General features: G+C 43.6%; 3 protein-coding genes. All 3 read left to right on the forward strand.

What is annotated here, in order from left to right; all coding sequences use genetic code 11:
* The first annotated feature begins 77 nt into the window (after positions 1-77).
* The gene (locus tag HUN01_RS33155) at positions 78-5,126 is read left to right on the forward strand and encodes a non-ribosomal peptide synthetase (RefSeq protein ID WP_238845877.1); all 5,049 of its coding nucleotides are present in this window, start codon (positions 78-80) and stop codon (positions 5,124-5,126) included.
* Positions 5,127-5,166: 40 nt separating this feature from the next.
* Complete coding sequence (locus HUN01_RS33160) at positions 5,167-13,440, forward strand: non-ribosomal peptide synthetase (RefSeq protein WP_238846434.1); 8,274 nt, start codon at positions 5,167-5,169, stop codon at positions 13,438-13,440.
* Positions 13,441-13,668: 228 nt separating this feature from the next.
* Positions 13,669-17,100, forward strand: coding sequence for a non-ribosomal peptide synthetase (locus HUN01_RS33165; RefSeq protein WP_181929719.1), 3,432 nt, complete (start codon positions 13,669-13,671; stop codon positions 17,098-17,100).
* Positions 17,101-17,154: the final 54 nt, after the last annotated feature.

The raw sequence follows: 17,154 nt of genomic DNA on the forward strand, positions 1-17,154 counted from the left end.
ATAATCATATAACTTTTTTAAAACTTGAGTGACTGGCGAAAGTACAGGTTTATATCTGTGTGCAAATTTATAATTCTATGGCGCAAGAAGTTGGTAACACTGAGATGAATCCCTCACAAGAAACCATTAATAATCAACTAAACCAACGAATTGCCGCCCTGACTCCAGAACAAAGGGCGCTGTTTGAGCAACTTAAACGCCAGCAAGTTAAGAGCAAGTTATCTATTCCTCGTCGTGGGGCTACGGAAGAATTGCCCCTTTCCCTGGCACAGGAAAGGCTATGGTTTCTGCACCAGCTTGATCCCAATAACCCAGCGTACAATATTGCGATCGCCTGGGAGTTAGAAGGTAAACTCGACATTCCGATTTTGCTGGCGAGTTTGCAGATAATTGGACAGCGACAAGAGGTTTTGAGAACGGCTTTTGCTTCTTTTGAGGGCAAACCCTGTCAGAAAATTGCACCAACATTCAACTTAAAATTGCCAGTTATTGATTTGCAAGCTTTAGCTCCAACTCAACAGCAGCAAGAAGCCCAACGTTTAGCCACAGCCGAAGCTAGTCAAGCATTCGATTTAAGCGTAGCGCCTCTGATGCGGGTGACATTAATTCGTCTAGCATCCCAAAGAAACACCCTATTACTAACAGTACATCACATCATCGCTGATGGTTGGTCACGGGGAATTTTGCTGCGGGAATTGGTGCAATGCTATCGGGCGCTGGCTTTGAGGCAAAACCCATCTTTAACAGAATTGCCGATTCAGTATGCAGATTTTGCCCTGTGGCAGAGACAATGGCTTCAGGGAGAAGAGATGAAAGCGCAATTGGCCTACTGGCAAAAACAGTTAGCCGACTTGCCTATGCTAGAGTTACCGACAGATTTGCCGCGATCGCCTTTACAAAAATTTCGGGGTGCGACACAATCAGAACTACTACCGCGATCGCTTCTGGAATCACTTAAACACCTCGCCCAGCACCAAGGTGTAACTCTATTTATGCTGTTGCTAGCAGCATTTAAAGTATTGCTGCATCGATATTGTGGACAAGATGAGATTGTTTTAGGAGTACCAAGCGCCAATCGCAATCGTTCAGAAGTTGAACCACTAATCGGCTTTTTCGTCAACACTCTCGTTTTACGTACAGATTTATCTGGCAATCCGAGCTTTCACACCGTTATGGAACGGGTGCGAACAACAGCAGCAGAGGCTTTTAAGCATCAGGATGTACCTTTTGCCAAAGTAGTAGAAGCGCTACATCCAGAGCGTGATTTGAGTCATAATCCCTTAGTGCAAGTCATGTTTCAGGTGCAAAACGAGGCATATCAGTTGCAGAATGACTCCACCTTGAACTTATTACCAGATTTACAAATTCAGCAATCTTGGGTAGAAACAGGTTCAACCAAATTCGATTTGACTTGTCATTTGGTAGAACGCTCCCAAGGGTTATTAGTGGTGCTTGAGTACTGCACGGATTTATTTCATCAGCAAACCATCACCCGAATGATTCAGCATTTGGGGGTTTTATTAACGGCAATTGTCACTGATTCTCAACAACGCCTCTCGGAATTACCAATTTTGACTGCTCATGAACGGCAACAGATATTAGAAGAATGGAATCAAACCCAAGTTAATTATCCCCAACAATGGCTGCATCAGCAATTTGAGGCTCAGGTAGAAAAGACACCGGAAAATGTTGCTGTTATTTCACCCCACCCCAACCCTCCCCTTGCAAAGGGGAGGGAGAAAGATTCACCCCACCCCAACCCTCCCCTTGTAAAGGGGAGGGAACTAGATTTTCCGGTTTCCCCCCTTTACAAGGGGGGATTAAGGGGGGTAATTCCCGAATACAAAGGTGAGACAATAACCTATAGCGAACTCAACAACAAAGCCAATCAATTAGCACATTATTTACGATCGCAAGGTATTACCACAGAGTCTTTAGTTGGGATATATTTAGAGCGATCGCCCCAATTAATTATCGCTCTATTAGCAGTTTTAAAAGCCTCTGGAGCATACATTCCCCTAGATAGTAAATTGCCCCGCGATCGCTTGGCGTATATGCTGGCGGATGCTCAACCAGCCATACTACTAACAACAGATGCTTTTGCTGCTCAGTTACCACATTCTTGTCAAGTGGTTTGTTTAGACAACGATTGGCCAGTTATCGCCCAAAATCCCGAACACAATCTTGTCAATCTCGTTGGGGGCGACAACCTAGCATATATAATTTACACCTCCGGTTCCACAGGTACACCCAAAGGGACAATGCTCACCCATCGCGGATTAGCGAATTATTTAAACTGGGCGATTAGAGCATATCCTCTGACAGCAGGGACAGGAGTACCTGTACAATCCTCAATTAGTTTTGATGCCACAATTACCAGCTTGTACAGTCCTTTACTAGTTGGAAAACCACTAGTTTTATTACCCGAAGCCGAAGAAATAGAGGCACTAAGTAACGCCCTCAATTGCCAAACTAATTTTAGTCTGGTTAAACTCACCCCCGCCCATCTAGGCATTCTTAGACAGCTTTTGCCCCAAAAAACCCTCTTCGGATATCCCCAAGCACTAATTATTGGTGGGGAGGCTTTGAGTAAACAGCATTTAGAGTTTTGGCAAACCCATTCTCCCCAAACAAAGTTAATTAATGAGTATGGGCCGACAGAAACAGTTGTTGGTTGTTGCACTTACGATGCCACAAAAACACCAACAACCTCAAATAATATCCCTATCGGTCGTCCTATTGCTAATACTCAACTTTATATTTTAGACCGCTATTTACAACCTGTTCCCGTGGGTGTACCTGGAGAACTTTATATTGGTGGTGACGGTGTAGCGCGGGGTTATTTAAATCAACCAGAGTTAACAGCAGCAAGGTTTGTAGCGAATCCGTTTATTAGCGACTTGAGAGTGGAGAGTGGGGATGAGGCAGGGAGAGCAGGGGGAGAATTCGTAACTCCTAACTCTTCACTCAGCACTCGGAACTCAGCACTCGGAACTGTTTTGCCCAATGCCCAATGCCCAATGCCCATCCTTTACAAAACAGGCGATCGCGCCCGCTATCTCAGAGATGGTAATATTGAATATCTAGGACGCTTAGATAATCAGGTTAAAATTCGGGGTTTTCGGGTGGAATTAGGGGAAATTGAGGCAGTGTTACAAGCTCATCCCCTAGTACAAGAAGCGGTGGTGATACTCAGAAAGGATAACCCCAATCATCCGCAGTTAATTGCTTATATTGTGAGAAATCAGCAGAACTTAGAATTGACAGATTTTCGGCAATATTTAGCAACAAAATTACCTGCTTATATGTTGCCTTCTACATTTGTCTACCTGGATAAACTACCACTAACAACCAATGGGAAAGTTGACTCAACAAAACTCCCACCTCCTGAAATTAAACAGCAGCAACAAGCAGCACCCCGAACACCAATAGAAACAATCCTCGTGCAGATATGGACGGAGCTTTTAGGCTATAATGTCGGGATTGGCGATAATTTCTTTGAGCAGGGAGGCGATTCGATTCTCAGCATTCAGATGGTGGCAAAGGCGAATCAAGTAGGTATGAAATTAACTCCCAAGCAGCTTTTTCAATACCAAACAATTGCCCAATTAGCCACAGTCATCCAAGTGACTCCCCAAGGAAAAGCAGAACAAGGGAAAGTCACAGGGACAGTTTTACTCACACCAATTCAGCACTGGTTGTTTGAGCAAAATTTGCACAAATTGGATCATTTCAACCAAGCAATAGTGTTGGAAGTAGAGCCGAACCTGCAAGCAGATATTTTACAGCAGGCAATTAAGCAATTGCTAATTCATCATGATATGCTGCGATTGCGCTTTGTTCAGCAAGCAGGCCAATGGCAACAGCAGATAAGTGCATCAATTGATCACGACTCATTAACTGTGGTGGATTTGGTTAGTTTACCCAAGAATACACAACAGCATTTGATGGAGTCAACTGCATCCCAACTCCAAGCTAGCCTAGATTTAGCAACGGGAAAATTACTGCGGGTGGGGCTGTTCCGACTAGGAAATGGCTACAGCGATCGCTTATTATTAATTATTCACCATTTAGTTGTTGATGGCATTTCCTGGCGGATTCTTTTAGAAGATTTAGTAAGTGCGTATCAACAGCTAAAAGCCAAAGAATCTGTACAATTACCCGCAAAAACTACATCTTTCCCCCAATGGGCGCAGCAGTTGGTAAATTATGCCCAATCAGCAGAACTCACAGCAGAATTAACAACTTGGTTAAAAATTCTCCCCAGAGAATCGCCTGCATTACCGTTAGATTATGAGTATCATCCAAATGTCAACACCATAGCTTCCGAAACCCAAATCAGCGTTAACCTCGATGCTACCCAAACCCGCGCCTTATTGGAAGAAGTTCCCAAAGCTTATCATACACAAATAAATGATGTGTTATTGACAGCATTGGTGCAAAGTATGAGTCAATGGACATTAGCACGTTCGCTACTGGTTGACTTGGAAGGTCATGGACGAGAAGATTTGTTTGCAAACACAGACATTAGCCGAACAGTCGGTTGGTTCACGACCATTTTTCCAGTATATTTAAGATTAGACAGCAGTAACGACCTGGGAGCTAATCTTAAATATGTCAAAGAGCAACTGCGGCAAATTCCCAACAAAGGTATAGGCTACGGCTTACTAAGATATTTGAGTTCAGATAAAGCATTTCTCAGTACCCCACCCGCCGATTCTTGGGGAGGGTTGGGGAGGGGTGAACTACCTCAATCTGATATTAGTTTTAATTACTTGGGACAACTAGATTTGTTTTCCTCCCAAGCATGGATTCAGCGAATTGCTAGAGAATCAACAGGATTACTATCAAACTCCCAGAACTCACGCCACCATAAACTAAATGTCACCGCCTGGATAGCACAGTCTCAGCTAAACGTACAGTGGCGATACAGTCGTAATTTACACGATGCCACGACCATCGAACGGATAGCACAGCAATTTATCAAAACACTGCAAGCTCTAATTCAGCATTGCCAATCACCCACAAGCGGCGGTTACACACCATCGGATTTTACGGGTGCGCGTTTGAATCAAAAGCAACTTGACCAATTTATTAATAAACTTCAGCAACCAAAAAAGGGGTAGCGTGGAAACCACTATTGCTGACATCTATGAACTCTCTCCCATGCAACAGGGAATGCTCTTTCATACCTTGTATGCTCCCAATTCCGGTATTTACTTTGAGCAGCGTAGCTGTCTGATTCGCGGTCATCTAAATTTAACTGCCTTTCATCAAGCTTGGCAACGTGTAGTCGAGCGTCATCCCGTTCTTTGCACCGCTTTTCATTGGCAAGAGTTGGAAAAACCGCTCCAGGTAGTACATAGCGGTGTAAAATTACCTTGGCAAGAATTAGATTGGCGCAATCTAGAAGTAGCTGAACAACAGACAAAATTAACAGCTTTTCTAGAGAGCGATCGCACCGAGGGATTCGATTTGCAACAGCCTCCCCTCATGCGCTGTACAATGATTCAGTTAGAGACAGATATTTACCAGTTTGTCTGGAGTCACCACCATTTATTAATGGATGGTTGGTGTAATGGAATTTTATTAAAAGAGGTTTTTACCTTATATGAAGCATTTTGTCAAGGGCAGGATGTTTCGTTACCATTTCCCACAGCCTACCGGAATTATATTCTCTGGCTTCAGGAGCATAATCAGACTGAAGCTGAAATTTATTGGCGAAATAACCTCAAGGATTTTACAGCACCTACACCACTTTTAGAAGGGAGCAGGGAGCAAAAAGCAGAGAGGAGGGAGCAGCAAAGAAAGCTTGACTCTATTACTACCAACGCTCTCCAAGCCTTAGTTCGTCAACATTGTCTTACCCTGAACACCGTGATTCAAGGAGCTTGGGCGCTACTTTTGAGTCGCTACAGTGGGGAAACAAATGTCGTATTTGGCACAACAGTCTCCGGCCGTCCCCCAGAACTAGCTAATGTGGAAAGCATAGTTGGTTTATTTATCAACACTCTACCCGTGCGAGTGCAAATTGATGCCCACACCGAAATAATTCCTTGGCTTGAGCAGTTGCAAACCCAGCAAGTAGAAAGAGAGCAATACGCCTACACTTCCTTAGTAGAAATTCAGGGTTGGAGTGAAGTTCCTAATGATATACCTTTATTTGATAGCCTATTGGTATTTGAAAACTATCCAGTTTCTATAGAATCGATTCTCAAAATGGCCAACAGCCATTTACAGATTCAAGACGCGCAGGGTTTTGCTCAAACGAATTATCCACTCACACTGGGAGTTATTCCTGGTGCGGAGCTATTATTACAAATCAGCTATGCAAGTTCTCGCTTTGATGAAGCGACGATTGAACGTCTTCTAGGACACCTGGAAAATCTTCTCACAAGTATAGTGACAAATCCTCAGCAGAAGTTGTCACAATTGCAAATTTTAACCAGCAACGAACAGCAATTACTGAAAAGCTGGAATCAAACTACCCAAAAATATTCTAGCCAAGAGTGCATTCATCAACTATTTGAAGCGCAGGTGGAGAAGACACCTGATGCTGTAGCTGTAATCCTGGAAAATAAACATCTTACTTATCGAGAACTCAATCAACGAGCTAATCAACTGGCTCATTATCTGAAAAAGCTGGGCGTAAAACCAGAAGTTCTAGTTGGTATTTGTATAGAGCGCTCAATCACAATGATTGTCGGACTGTTGGGTATTCTTAAAGCCGGTGGGGTTTACGTTCCCTTAGATCCAGTTTATCCTCAACAACGTTTAGCTTTCATGGTATCAGATTCACAGATTTCGGTGCTATTAACTCAGGAATCTTTGCTAACAGTTCTCCCTGAGTTGGAATCGCCTGTAGTTTCTTTAGATGCGGACTGGGAATTAATTGACCGAGAAAGTCAGGAGAATCCAGTTACTCAGATAACATCTGAAAACCTAGCTTACACCATTTATACATCTGGCTCTACAGGCGTGCCAAAAGGCGTTATGGTTCAGCACCAGTCTTTGGTAAATTTTATAGAAGCTGGGATAGTTGAATATGAGATATCTTCTAGCGATTGCATTCTCCAATTTGCATCCATCAGCTTCGATACCGCCGCCGAAGAAATTTTTCCTTGTTTGGTGCAGGGTGCAACGCTAATATTGCGAACAGAGGAAATGTTAAGTTCAATCCCAGAGTTCCTGAAAATCTGTGGTGATTGGCAGATTACAGTATTAGACTTACCTACTGCATTTTGGCATCAACTTGTAGCTGAATTATTAGCTATGAATTTGACAATACCAGATTCTGTCCGATTAGTCATCATCGGGGGTGAAAAAGCTTTACCAGAACGATTAACCAATTGGCAACAGCTTGCTCCACAGGTGCGCTTGGTGAACAGCTACGGCCCAACAGAAGCAACAATTGTGACGACTACCTGTGATTTATCAAGGCTTAGTGTTCAGACTATAGGGCGAGAACTACCAATTGGCAAAACTGTTAACAATGCCAAAACTTATATTCTCGACCCACACTTAAATCCTACCCCAGTGGGAGTTCCGGGAGAGCTTTACATTGGGGGAATTGGTGTAACTAGAGGCTATTTAAATCGACCTGACTTGACGGCTGCTTTGTTTATTCCCGATTTATTTAGTGAAACAGCAGGGGCGCGTCTCTATAAAACAGGCGATCGCGTTCGTTATCTTGAAGATGGTAATATAGAGTACTTGGGAAGATTTGATAACCAAGTAAAAGTTCGGGGCTTCCGCATTGAGTTGGGTGAAATTGAGTCGTTACTCAGTCAACACCCAGATGTCCAAGAATGTGCTGTTGTCACCGTTGAAGATATAACGGGTGACAAACGTTTAATTGCTTATATTACACCCCTCCCTAACCTGTATAGTCAGGAAAAAACCGATATAACGGCAAAATTATCTAATTTGCGGCAATTTTTGGCAACCCGTTTACCAAATTATATGATTCCCGCCCATTTTGTTTTCTTGGAAGTATTGCCGCGTACTCCCAATGGTAAAATTGACCGGAAGGGGCTACCGCAAGTAAAAGAATTACCTAGCCCAACTGTGACGGCTCCCCGCACACCTAGCGAAGAGTTGTTGGTAGGCATTTGGCAAACGGTCTTGAACTTAAAGTCAGTGGGAGTTGAGGATAATTTCTTCGCTCTGGGTGGACATTCGCTGTTGGTAATTCGGATGATTGCCCAAATTCAGCAGGTATTTGGGATAAATATACCGTTGCGGCAGGTGTTTGAAACACCAACTATCGCTGAATTGGCGAGAGTACTAGAATTACCCCACCCTAACCCTCCCCTTGCTAACGGGCTACGGTCTACACACAAGTCTGAAACCGCTTGCGAACCTGGATTTTACCCCACCCTAACCCTCCCCTTGCAAAGGGGAGGGAACTGGATTTCCGGTCTCCCCCCTTTGCAAGGGGGGATTAAGGGGGGTAATTCGACTATGTACACCGTAGCTAAAAGGAGGGAGTCTGACCTTTCATTTGCTCAACAGCGCCTCTGGCTTTTAGCACAACTGGAACCAGAAAATCCATCCTACAACGTGGCTGCGGCATTGCGTCTGAGTGGTAAGTTAAATGTTACTGTCCTCAGACAAAGCTTTGCTGAAATCATCCGTCGTCATGAAGTGTTGCGTACTAGCTTTCCTACCGTCGATGGTTTTGGGATAGCAGTTGTGTCTTTTGATGCAAATATATTTATTCCAGTTATTGACCTAAGTTCACTCTCGGCATCGCAACAGCACCAAACCGTTGAACAGCTTGCTCGTTGTGAAAGTCAACAGCCTTTTGACTTAGAACAGAGTCCGCTTTTACGAATAAAATTATTATATCTGCATTCAGATGAACACGTATTATTACTGACCATGCATCACATCATCACCGATGGTTGGTCAGTTGATGTTTTAGCGCAAGAAGTCGCAATTTTATACCAAGCATTTTCCCAAGGACAGCCTTCTCCTCTGCCAGAGTTAGCAATTCAATATGCCGATTTTGCCGCGTGGCAGAGACAGTGGTTACAGGATAATAAATTTGACTATCAGCTTGAATATTGGCAACAGCAGTTACATCAAGTTCCAGAGCTTTTGGAATTACCCATAGATTATCCGCGTCCGGCTGTGCAGACATTTCTGGGTAGGCGACAAAATTTTGAGTTATCTTTAGAACTAACTCAAGCAATCAAGCAGCTACGTCAAGATACGAACACCACTCTGTTTATGGTGATATTTTTGGCGTTGAGTGTGCTGCTACATCGCTATAGTAATCAAGATGAAATCGTTATTGGTAGCCCCATCGCCAATCGTCACTATCCGGGGACTGAAGGATTAATCGGTTTTTTTGCTAACACTCTAGCTCTGCGAATTTCCTTAGCAGATAATCTTAGCGTTGCCGAATTATTGCCACAGGTGCGAGAAATTATCTTAGCGGCTTATGCCCATCAGGATGTACCATTTGAGCAGGTAGTAGAAATATTACAACCGTTGCGATCGCTAAGTCACTCGCCATTATTTCAGGTAATGCTGGTTGTAGAGAATGCCCCCGCCCAACCAATAGAATTAACTGGGTTGCTCTGGAGTCCCATAGAAATCGATGGCGGTACGGCAAAGTTTGACCTCACCTTGATGATCACAGAAACAAGCACCGGATTGCAAGGTAAATGGGAATATAACTGCGATTTGTTTGCAGAAACTACAATTAATCGGTTTACAGAACACTTACAAACTTTATTAACAAGCATTACCTCAGAGCCAACACAACGAATTTCTGATTTATCTTTGATGAAGCAGGCAGAAATTCAGCAAATTATCAGCTTGGGTAGTTCAGTAATATATCATCCGCCTCAATGTATTCACGAATTATTTGAGCAGCAAGTAGCAAAATTTGGTGATGTAATCGCTTGTGTCGATGGGATTGAATACACCCCACCCGCCCTATCGGGCACCCTCCCTTTGTTAAGCTACGGTGTACACACAAATCGAATTACCCCCCTTAATCCCCCCTTGCAAAGGGGGGAGATCGGAAAATCCAGTTCCCTCCCCTTTGCAAGGGGAGGGTTAGGGTGGGGTAATTTAACCTATGCAGAACTCAATAGCAAAGCGAATCAACTTGCTCACTATCTCAAATCTTTGGGAGTCCAGCCAGAAGTCGGCGTTGGTATTTGTGTAGAACGCTCTGTTGATTTTCTCATCGGAATATTGGGAATTTTGAAAGCAGGTGGCTTTTATGTGCCGTTGGATGTGAACTATCCAAGTGAACGTTTAGCATTTCTGATTCAGGATGCTCAAGTGCAAGTGCTGCTCACCCAAGGGCAATACATTGAAAAACTACCATTTTTGGAACTGCCAATTTTCTGTTTTGATAATGATTGGCAAAGTATTGCTCATCAACCTACAGCTAACCCCGTCAGCAAGACTACGCCAGAAAATCTCGCTTATATAATGTATACCTCCGGCTCAACAGGAGTACCCAAGGGTGTGTGTGTACCCCATCGCAGTGTAGTGCGGTTAGTGCAAAACTGTGATTATGCTCAACTGAGCGCCGATGAAATTTTACTCCAAACGGCCCCGGTTGTCTTTGATGCCTCTACCTTTGAAATTTGGGGGGCGCTACTCAACGGCGCACGTTTGGTAATTTTACCCAGTCAACAGCCAACCTTAGAAGAATTAGCAAATGCGATCGCACAATATCAAATTACCACTCTTTGGCTAACAGCAGGCTTATTCCATCTGATGGTCGATGAACATCTAGCCAGTTTCAAAGCCGTAAAACAATTATTGGCTGGCGGTGATGTTTTATCTGCTGTTCATATTAAAAAGCTTCTAGAAACCTATCCTCAATGTCGCGTCATCAACGGCTATGGCCCCACCGAAGGGACTACCTTCACTTGTTGCTATGCCATAAACGATGCCAAACAAATAAATCATACCGTTCCTATTGGTCGAGCGATCGCTAATACCCAAGTTTATATTCTCGACCGCTACCTTAACCCAGTACCCATCGGCATCACAGGTGAATTATATATTGCAGGTGATGGACTCGCCCGTGGCTACGTGAATCGAGCAGAGTTAACAGCAGAAAGGTTTGTGCCAAATCCTTTTAGTGGGGAGTGGGGAGAAATCAATTCAAAATTCAAAATTCAAAATTCAAAATTAAAGAACTCCTGCGTTCTCTTTGCTAATATTCTTTACAAAACCGGCGATCGCGTCCGTTACCTGCCAGATGGTAATATTGAGTACTTGGGACGATTGGATAATCAAGTCAAAATCCGGGGTTTTCGGATTGAGTTAGGTGAGATTGAATCAGTACTCGCTCAACATCCAAGTGTACAAGATTGTGTGGTAATTGCTGACGAGTTGAAATCACAGCATAAGCAGCTTGTAGCTTACTTTGTACAAGACACAAAATTGGAGCAGATTTCTTTAACTGAACTGCGGCAATTTCTTCAAAAACAGCTACCAGATTACTTAATTCCTAACTTTTTTATCCCGTTGGAAACTTTACCACTAACGCCTAATGGTAAAGTAGATCGGCGGATGTTACCAACACTAGAACTACCAAATGAGCAAGACGTAATTCTACCACGCACTGATATAGAGGCGATACTAGTCAATATCTGGTCATCACTTTTGCATCTGCCTCAAGTCGGCATCCATGATAACTTTTTTGAACTAGGTGGAGACTCAATTCTGGCGATTCAAGTGATTAGTCGCGCTAATCAAGCAGGGTTGCAACTGACTCCTAAACAGCTTTTCCAGTGCCAAACTATCGCAGAATTAGCAGTAGTTGTTACCCCTGTTTTAGCAACTCACGCCCAGCAAGGTATAGTTACAGGTTCCGTACCACTCACACCCATTCAACATTGGTTTTTTGAGCAAGAGTTGGCGAATCTGCATCACTTCAATCAAGCGGTGTTTTTGCAAGCGAAGCAGAAATTACAGCCAGTAATTCTCATCTCAGCTTTGAAAAAACTATTAGAACATCATGATGTGCTGCGGAGTCGATTTGTAAACTCCTACCCGTCGTCTTCTTGCAAAGAGACTGATGAATTACCCCCCTTAATCCCCCCTTGCAAAGGGGGGAAAAGTCCGGTTCTCCCGACTTTGCAAAACGGGGAAATTCCGGTTCTCCCCCTTTGCAAGGGGGAGTTAGAGGGGGTAATAGCGCAAGGAAAGAAGAAAGTAGAATGGCAAGCTACAATTATCGAGCCAGATGATGATATTCCCTACGTTTGTTGTGATTTATCGGCTTTATCGGCGACGCAACAAGAAGCGGCGATGAGGGAAATTTCTAGCCAACTGCAAGGGAGTTTAAATATTACCCACGGTTTATTGCTGCGGGTGGCTAATTTTGATTTGGGTGAAGAATCTCGCCTATTAATAGTGATTCATCATTTAGTAATAGATGCAGTTTCCTGGCGTATTCTTCTAGAAGATTTGCAGAGGGCTTATCAGCAAATAATTCAAGGAAAAACTATTGATTTACGGCCAAAAACCACTGCTTTTCCAGCTTGGGCAGAACAGTTACACAGCTACGCATCATCATCAACTTTATCAGAAGAACTTGATTACTGGCTATCAAGCGCTCGCCAAACAGTTAAACCCCTACCAGTAGATTATCTCAATGGTGGTAACACGATAGCCGATGCTGATGCCATTACCATAACTCTCTCAGCAGTAGAGACACAAGCATTACTTAAACAAGTTCCCTCAGCATACAACACCCAAATTAATGATGTGTTATTGACTGCTTGCACACAAGCAATCTCGACATGGACACAAGAGGATTTAGTCTTGATTGATTTGGAAAATTACGGACGGGATTTTCCTGGAGTAGAGATAGATGTATCTCGTACCGTGGGCTGGTTTACAGTCATATATCCCCTATTGTTGCAAGTTGAAAGCAGCCACAATTGGGGCAAAAAGCTCAAAGCTATCAAAGAACAATTGCGGAGAGTGCCAAATCGCGGATTTAACTACGGACTACTCCGTTATCTTAGCAAATATAAAGAAATTAGCGATCGCATTCACACTTTCCCATCCCCAGAGATTAGCTTTAACTACTTGGGACAGTTGACAGTTGAAAGAGAACAGGAAGAAAATTTACCCTTTACCCTCTGTGATTCTATCTCTCTTGGTACACCCCAAGATTTACAACAACATCGACGCTATCGCATTGAAATCAATGGTTTTGTGCGGTCAGGACAATTACAATTTGACTGCATATATAGCCGCAAACAGTATCAAAAAACAACTATTGAACAACTCGCTACCGACTTCTGCACTTACTTACAACAAATCATCAGCCACTGTCAAACCCCCGATAACGCCGGCTATACGCCCTCCGATTTTGAATTAGCAAACTTAGACCAACAAACATTAGACCAAGTGCTAGGGATGGTGAATTTTGAGCATCAACAATTCTAAACTCCTCAGAAGTTATACCAATTTGAAAAAAGAATGCGACACATAGACAAAACCCATCCCCTTATTCTATTACCCCCCTCAATCCCCCCTTGCAAAGGGGGGAAGCCAGAAATCCGGTTCCCTCCCCTTGGCAAGGGGAGGGTTAGGGTGGGGTAAATCTTTTTCTCTGCGTAGAAAATTTCTTATCTATATTTAGCAAACACCGAATTTTGAGACAGAGGATAAACAGTGAACACAACCCTAAACCGTCAAACCATTCAAGATATTTATCCCCTCTCACCCATGCAGCAGGGTATGCTGTTCCATAGCCTTTATGCTCCCAATTCTGGGGCTTATGTCATCCAAGTCAGCTATGAATTACACGGTAGTTTAAATATTCCGGCTTTTGAGGAAGCTTGGCAATATTTAGTCAATCGCCACACCGTGTTACGAACAGCATTTGTTTGGAATAAGTTAGAAAAACCATTGCAAGTAGTCGGTAAACAATTAAAATGTCCCATCACTTATCTTGACTGGCGCAATTATTCTACTACCGCACAACAACAGGAACTCGCAAAAATACTACAAAAGGAGCGAGAACAGGGATTTAGCTTATCGCAAGCGCCCCTAATGCACATCACTCTCATCCAACTTGCACCAGCAGTATATCAATTTGTCTGGAGCTATCACCATCTGTTGTTAGATGGTTGGTCAATGCCGATTTTGCTTCAGGAATTTCTGATGATTTACGGCGCATACATCCAGGGACAAACACCGAGACTATCTAACCCACGTCCTTATCGAGACTACATCGCTTGGTTGCAGCAGCAAAATGTTTCCCAAGCAGAAGCGTTTTGGAAACAGCATTTACAAGGATTTACAACTCCCACCCGCTTGGGTATTGGACAACTTGGCGAGACTCGACCGGATAATTTATCTACCCATTATACTGAGCAAAGCATTCACCTAACTTGTGAGCAAACGCAGCAACTACAAAGCTTCGCCAAACAACAGCAAATTACTCTCAACACTCTTGTACAGGCTGCTTTTGCTCTATTGTTAAGTCGTTATAGTGGAGAAATAGATATCCTATTTGGTACTGTCTGTTCCGGTCGTCCAGGCACGCTAACAGGTGTTGAATCGATGGTGGGGCTGTTTGTCAATACATTACCACTACGAGTATCAGTCTCACCACAGCAAAAATTATATTCTTGGTTGCAAAACATCCAATTACAGCAAGTAGAAATACGGCAATATGAATACAGTAACTTGACGGATATTCAACGTTGCAGCGAAGTTCCTCGTTCTCTGCCATTGTTTGAAACTTTAGTAGTGTTTGAAAATTATCCTGTGGAATCTGCGCTCAAGCAATCCTTGGAAACGTTGCAAATTCGTAATATCCACGCCACAGAGCAAACAAATTATCCTTTAACACTGTATGCAGTGGCAGATTCTCAGCTTAGTTTAAGAATACTATCCGATCGCGATCGCTACACCGAAGACAATATTACCCAATTATTACAACAGCTAGAAACCTTATTATTAGGGATGCTGACTCAGGGTGATTGTCTTTTGGTACAACTGCCATTACTTTCTCCGATACAACAGCAGCAAATACTAGTTGACTGGAATAATACAGCGAGGGAAATCCCCAACCAATGTTTAGATGAATTGTTCGCGCAACAAGTAAAGGAAACACCCGATGCAACAGCAGTTGTATTTGAGGAACACAGTCTAAGCTACGCCGAATTAAATGCCAAAGCCAATCAAATGGCTAATTATCTCCAAAAATTGGGAATTCAGCCAGAGGCACGCATAGGAGTTTATTTAGAGCGATCGCCACAATTACTTATAGCACTATTAGGTATTCTCAAAACTGGAGCCGCATACATTCCTCTCGATCCCAGTTATCCGGCTGAACGTCTGCGCTTTATGATTGAGGATGCCGAGATTGCGTTGCTAGTCACTGAATCTAGTTTAGAAGAGGACGCGGGGAATTATTTTTTACCAAACTATGAAATAATCTGTATCGATACAGATTGGTCAGCGATCGCTCAACAAATCATAAAAAACCCCGAATGTCAAGTAAATCTAGCAAATTTAGCTTATTTGATTTACACCTCTGGTTCCACCGGTAAACCAAAAGGGGTGATGGTGGAAATGCGATCGCTTGTCAATATTCTCACAGCATTGAAGCAGCAGTTATCAATTACCGCCAGCGATCGTCTTTTAGCAAGTACGACAATTGCTTTCGACATAGCCGCCCTGGAACTGTTTTTACCCATAATTGCAGGCGCTCAACTCATCCTCACTCGCCAAACGGCTCTAGTTGATCCCAGTCAATTAACAGCCGCTATCAAACAACATGAAGTCACCGTCATGCAAGCGACTCCAGCCACCTGGCGCTTACTCCTAGCTAGTGGTTGGCGAGGAAAAGAAGATTTAAAAATTCTCTGCGGTGGAGAAGCTTTAGATAATTCCCTCGCCCAGGAGTTAATATCATGCAGTGGAGAAGTTTGGAACCTTTACGGGCCAACAGAAACTACAATTTGGTCAGCCGTGCAACAACTCAGTCTTTGTGAGTCTGTTACTATTGGCCGTCCCATCACTAATACTCAATTTTACGTTCTTGATGACTATTTGCAACCTGTTCCTGTGGGTTTACCGGGGGAACTTTACATTGGTGGTGCGGGAGTAGCACGGGGTTATTGGCAACGTCCAGAGTTAACAGCAGAGAGGTTTGTGGCAAATCCTTTTACCCCACCCCCAACCCCTCCCCCCTTCGACAAGCTCAGGGCATCGCTTGCAAAGGGGAGGGGAGCTAGAGAGGGTGGGGGTTTGAGTATTAACAGCATAGTGTCAGGACTTTCTCTTTATAAAACTGGCGATCGCGTTCGTTATCTCGCGGATGGTAATTTAGAATACTTGGGGAGATTGGATAACCAAGTGAAAATTCGGGGTTATCGCATTGAGTTGGGAGAGATTGAAGCGGTACTCAATCAACATCCAGAAGTGGCGCAGGCTGTGGTTGCTGTGCAGGAAGATGAACCGGGAGAGCGGCGTTTAGTTGCGTATGTTGTCTACAATACACCCCACCCCAGCCCTCCCCTTGCAAAGGGGAGGGAGCTAGAACCCATCCCTAATGGGAGGGTGCGTGTTAGTGCGGATGGGGTTACAATGCGTTCCTTTTTGGCAACAAAATTGCCCGTGTATATGATACCTGCGGTGTTTATTGTGCTAGAGCAATTACCTCTTACACCCAACGGTAAAGTGAACCGCCAAGCACTACCCGCGCCAAATAACTCGCTTTCAAGACTGGCGACATCTCTGATTTTACCGCAGACACAAATCGAGCAAAAAATTGCTGAGATTTGGCAAGAGTTACTTCATATTGACACCATCGGCATCGATGATAATTTCTTTGATTTAGGGGGACATTCCTTATTAATGGTAAGAATGCAAGGACAGTTGCGCGATCGCATTCATCAAGATATTCCTCTAGTAGAGTTATTCCGTTATTCCACAATTAGTTCTCTATCCACCTATTTAGCCCAAACCACCGCCTCAACTTTACTTGATGGCGAAGTTGAATCCAGAATTGTCCAGCTAGAAACGGGTAAACAGCGACTTCTACAACGCCGCCAACAGCTTGTAGAAAATCAGCAAACTAAACCAAATTAACCTTCTTCTCTCCTCTGCGCTCTCTGCGTCTCTGCGGTAGCCTGCGGCAAGCCG

Origin of the sequence: Nostoc edaphicum CCNP1411 (genome assembly GCF_014023275.1) — a bacterium.
Classification (GTDB): domain Bacteria; phylum Cyanobacteriota; class Cyanobacteriia; order Cyanobacteriales; family Nostocaceae; genus Nostoc; species Nostoc edaphicum_A.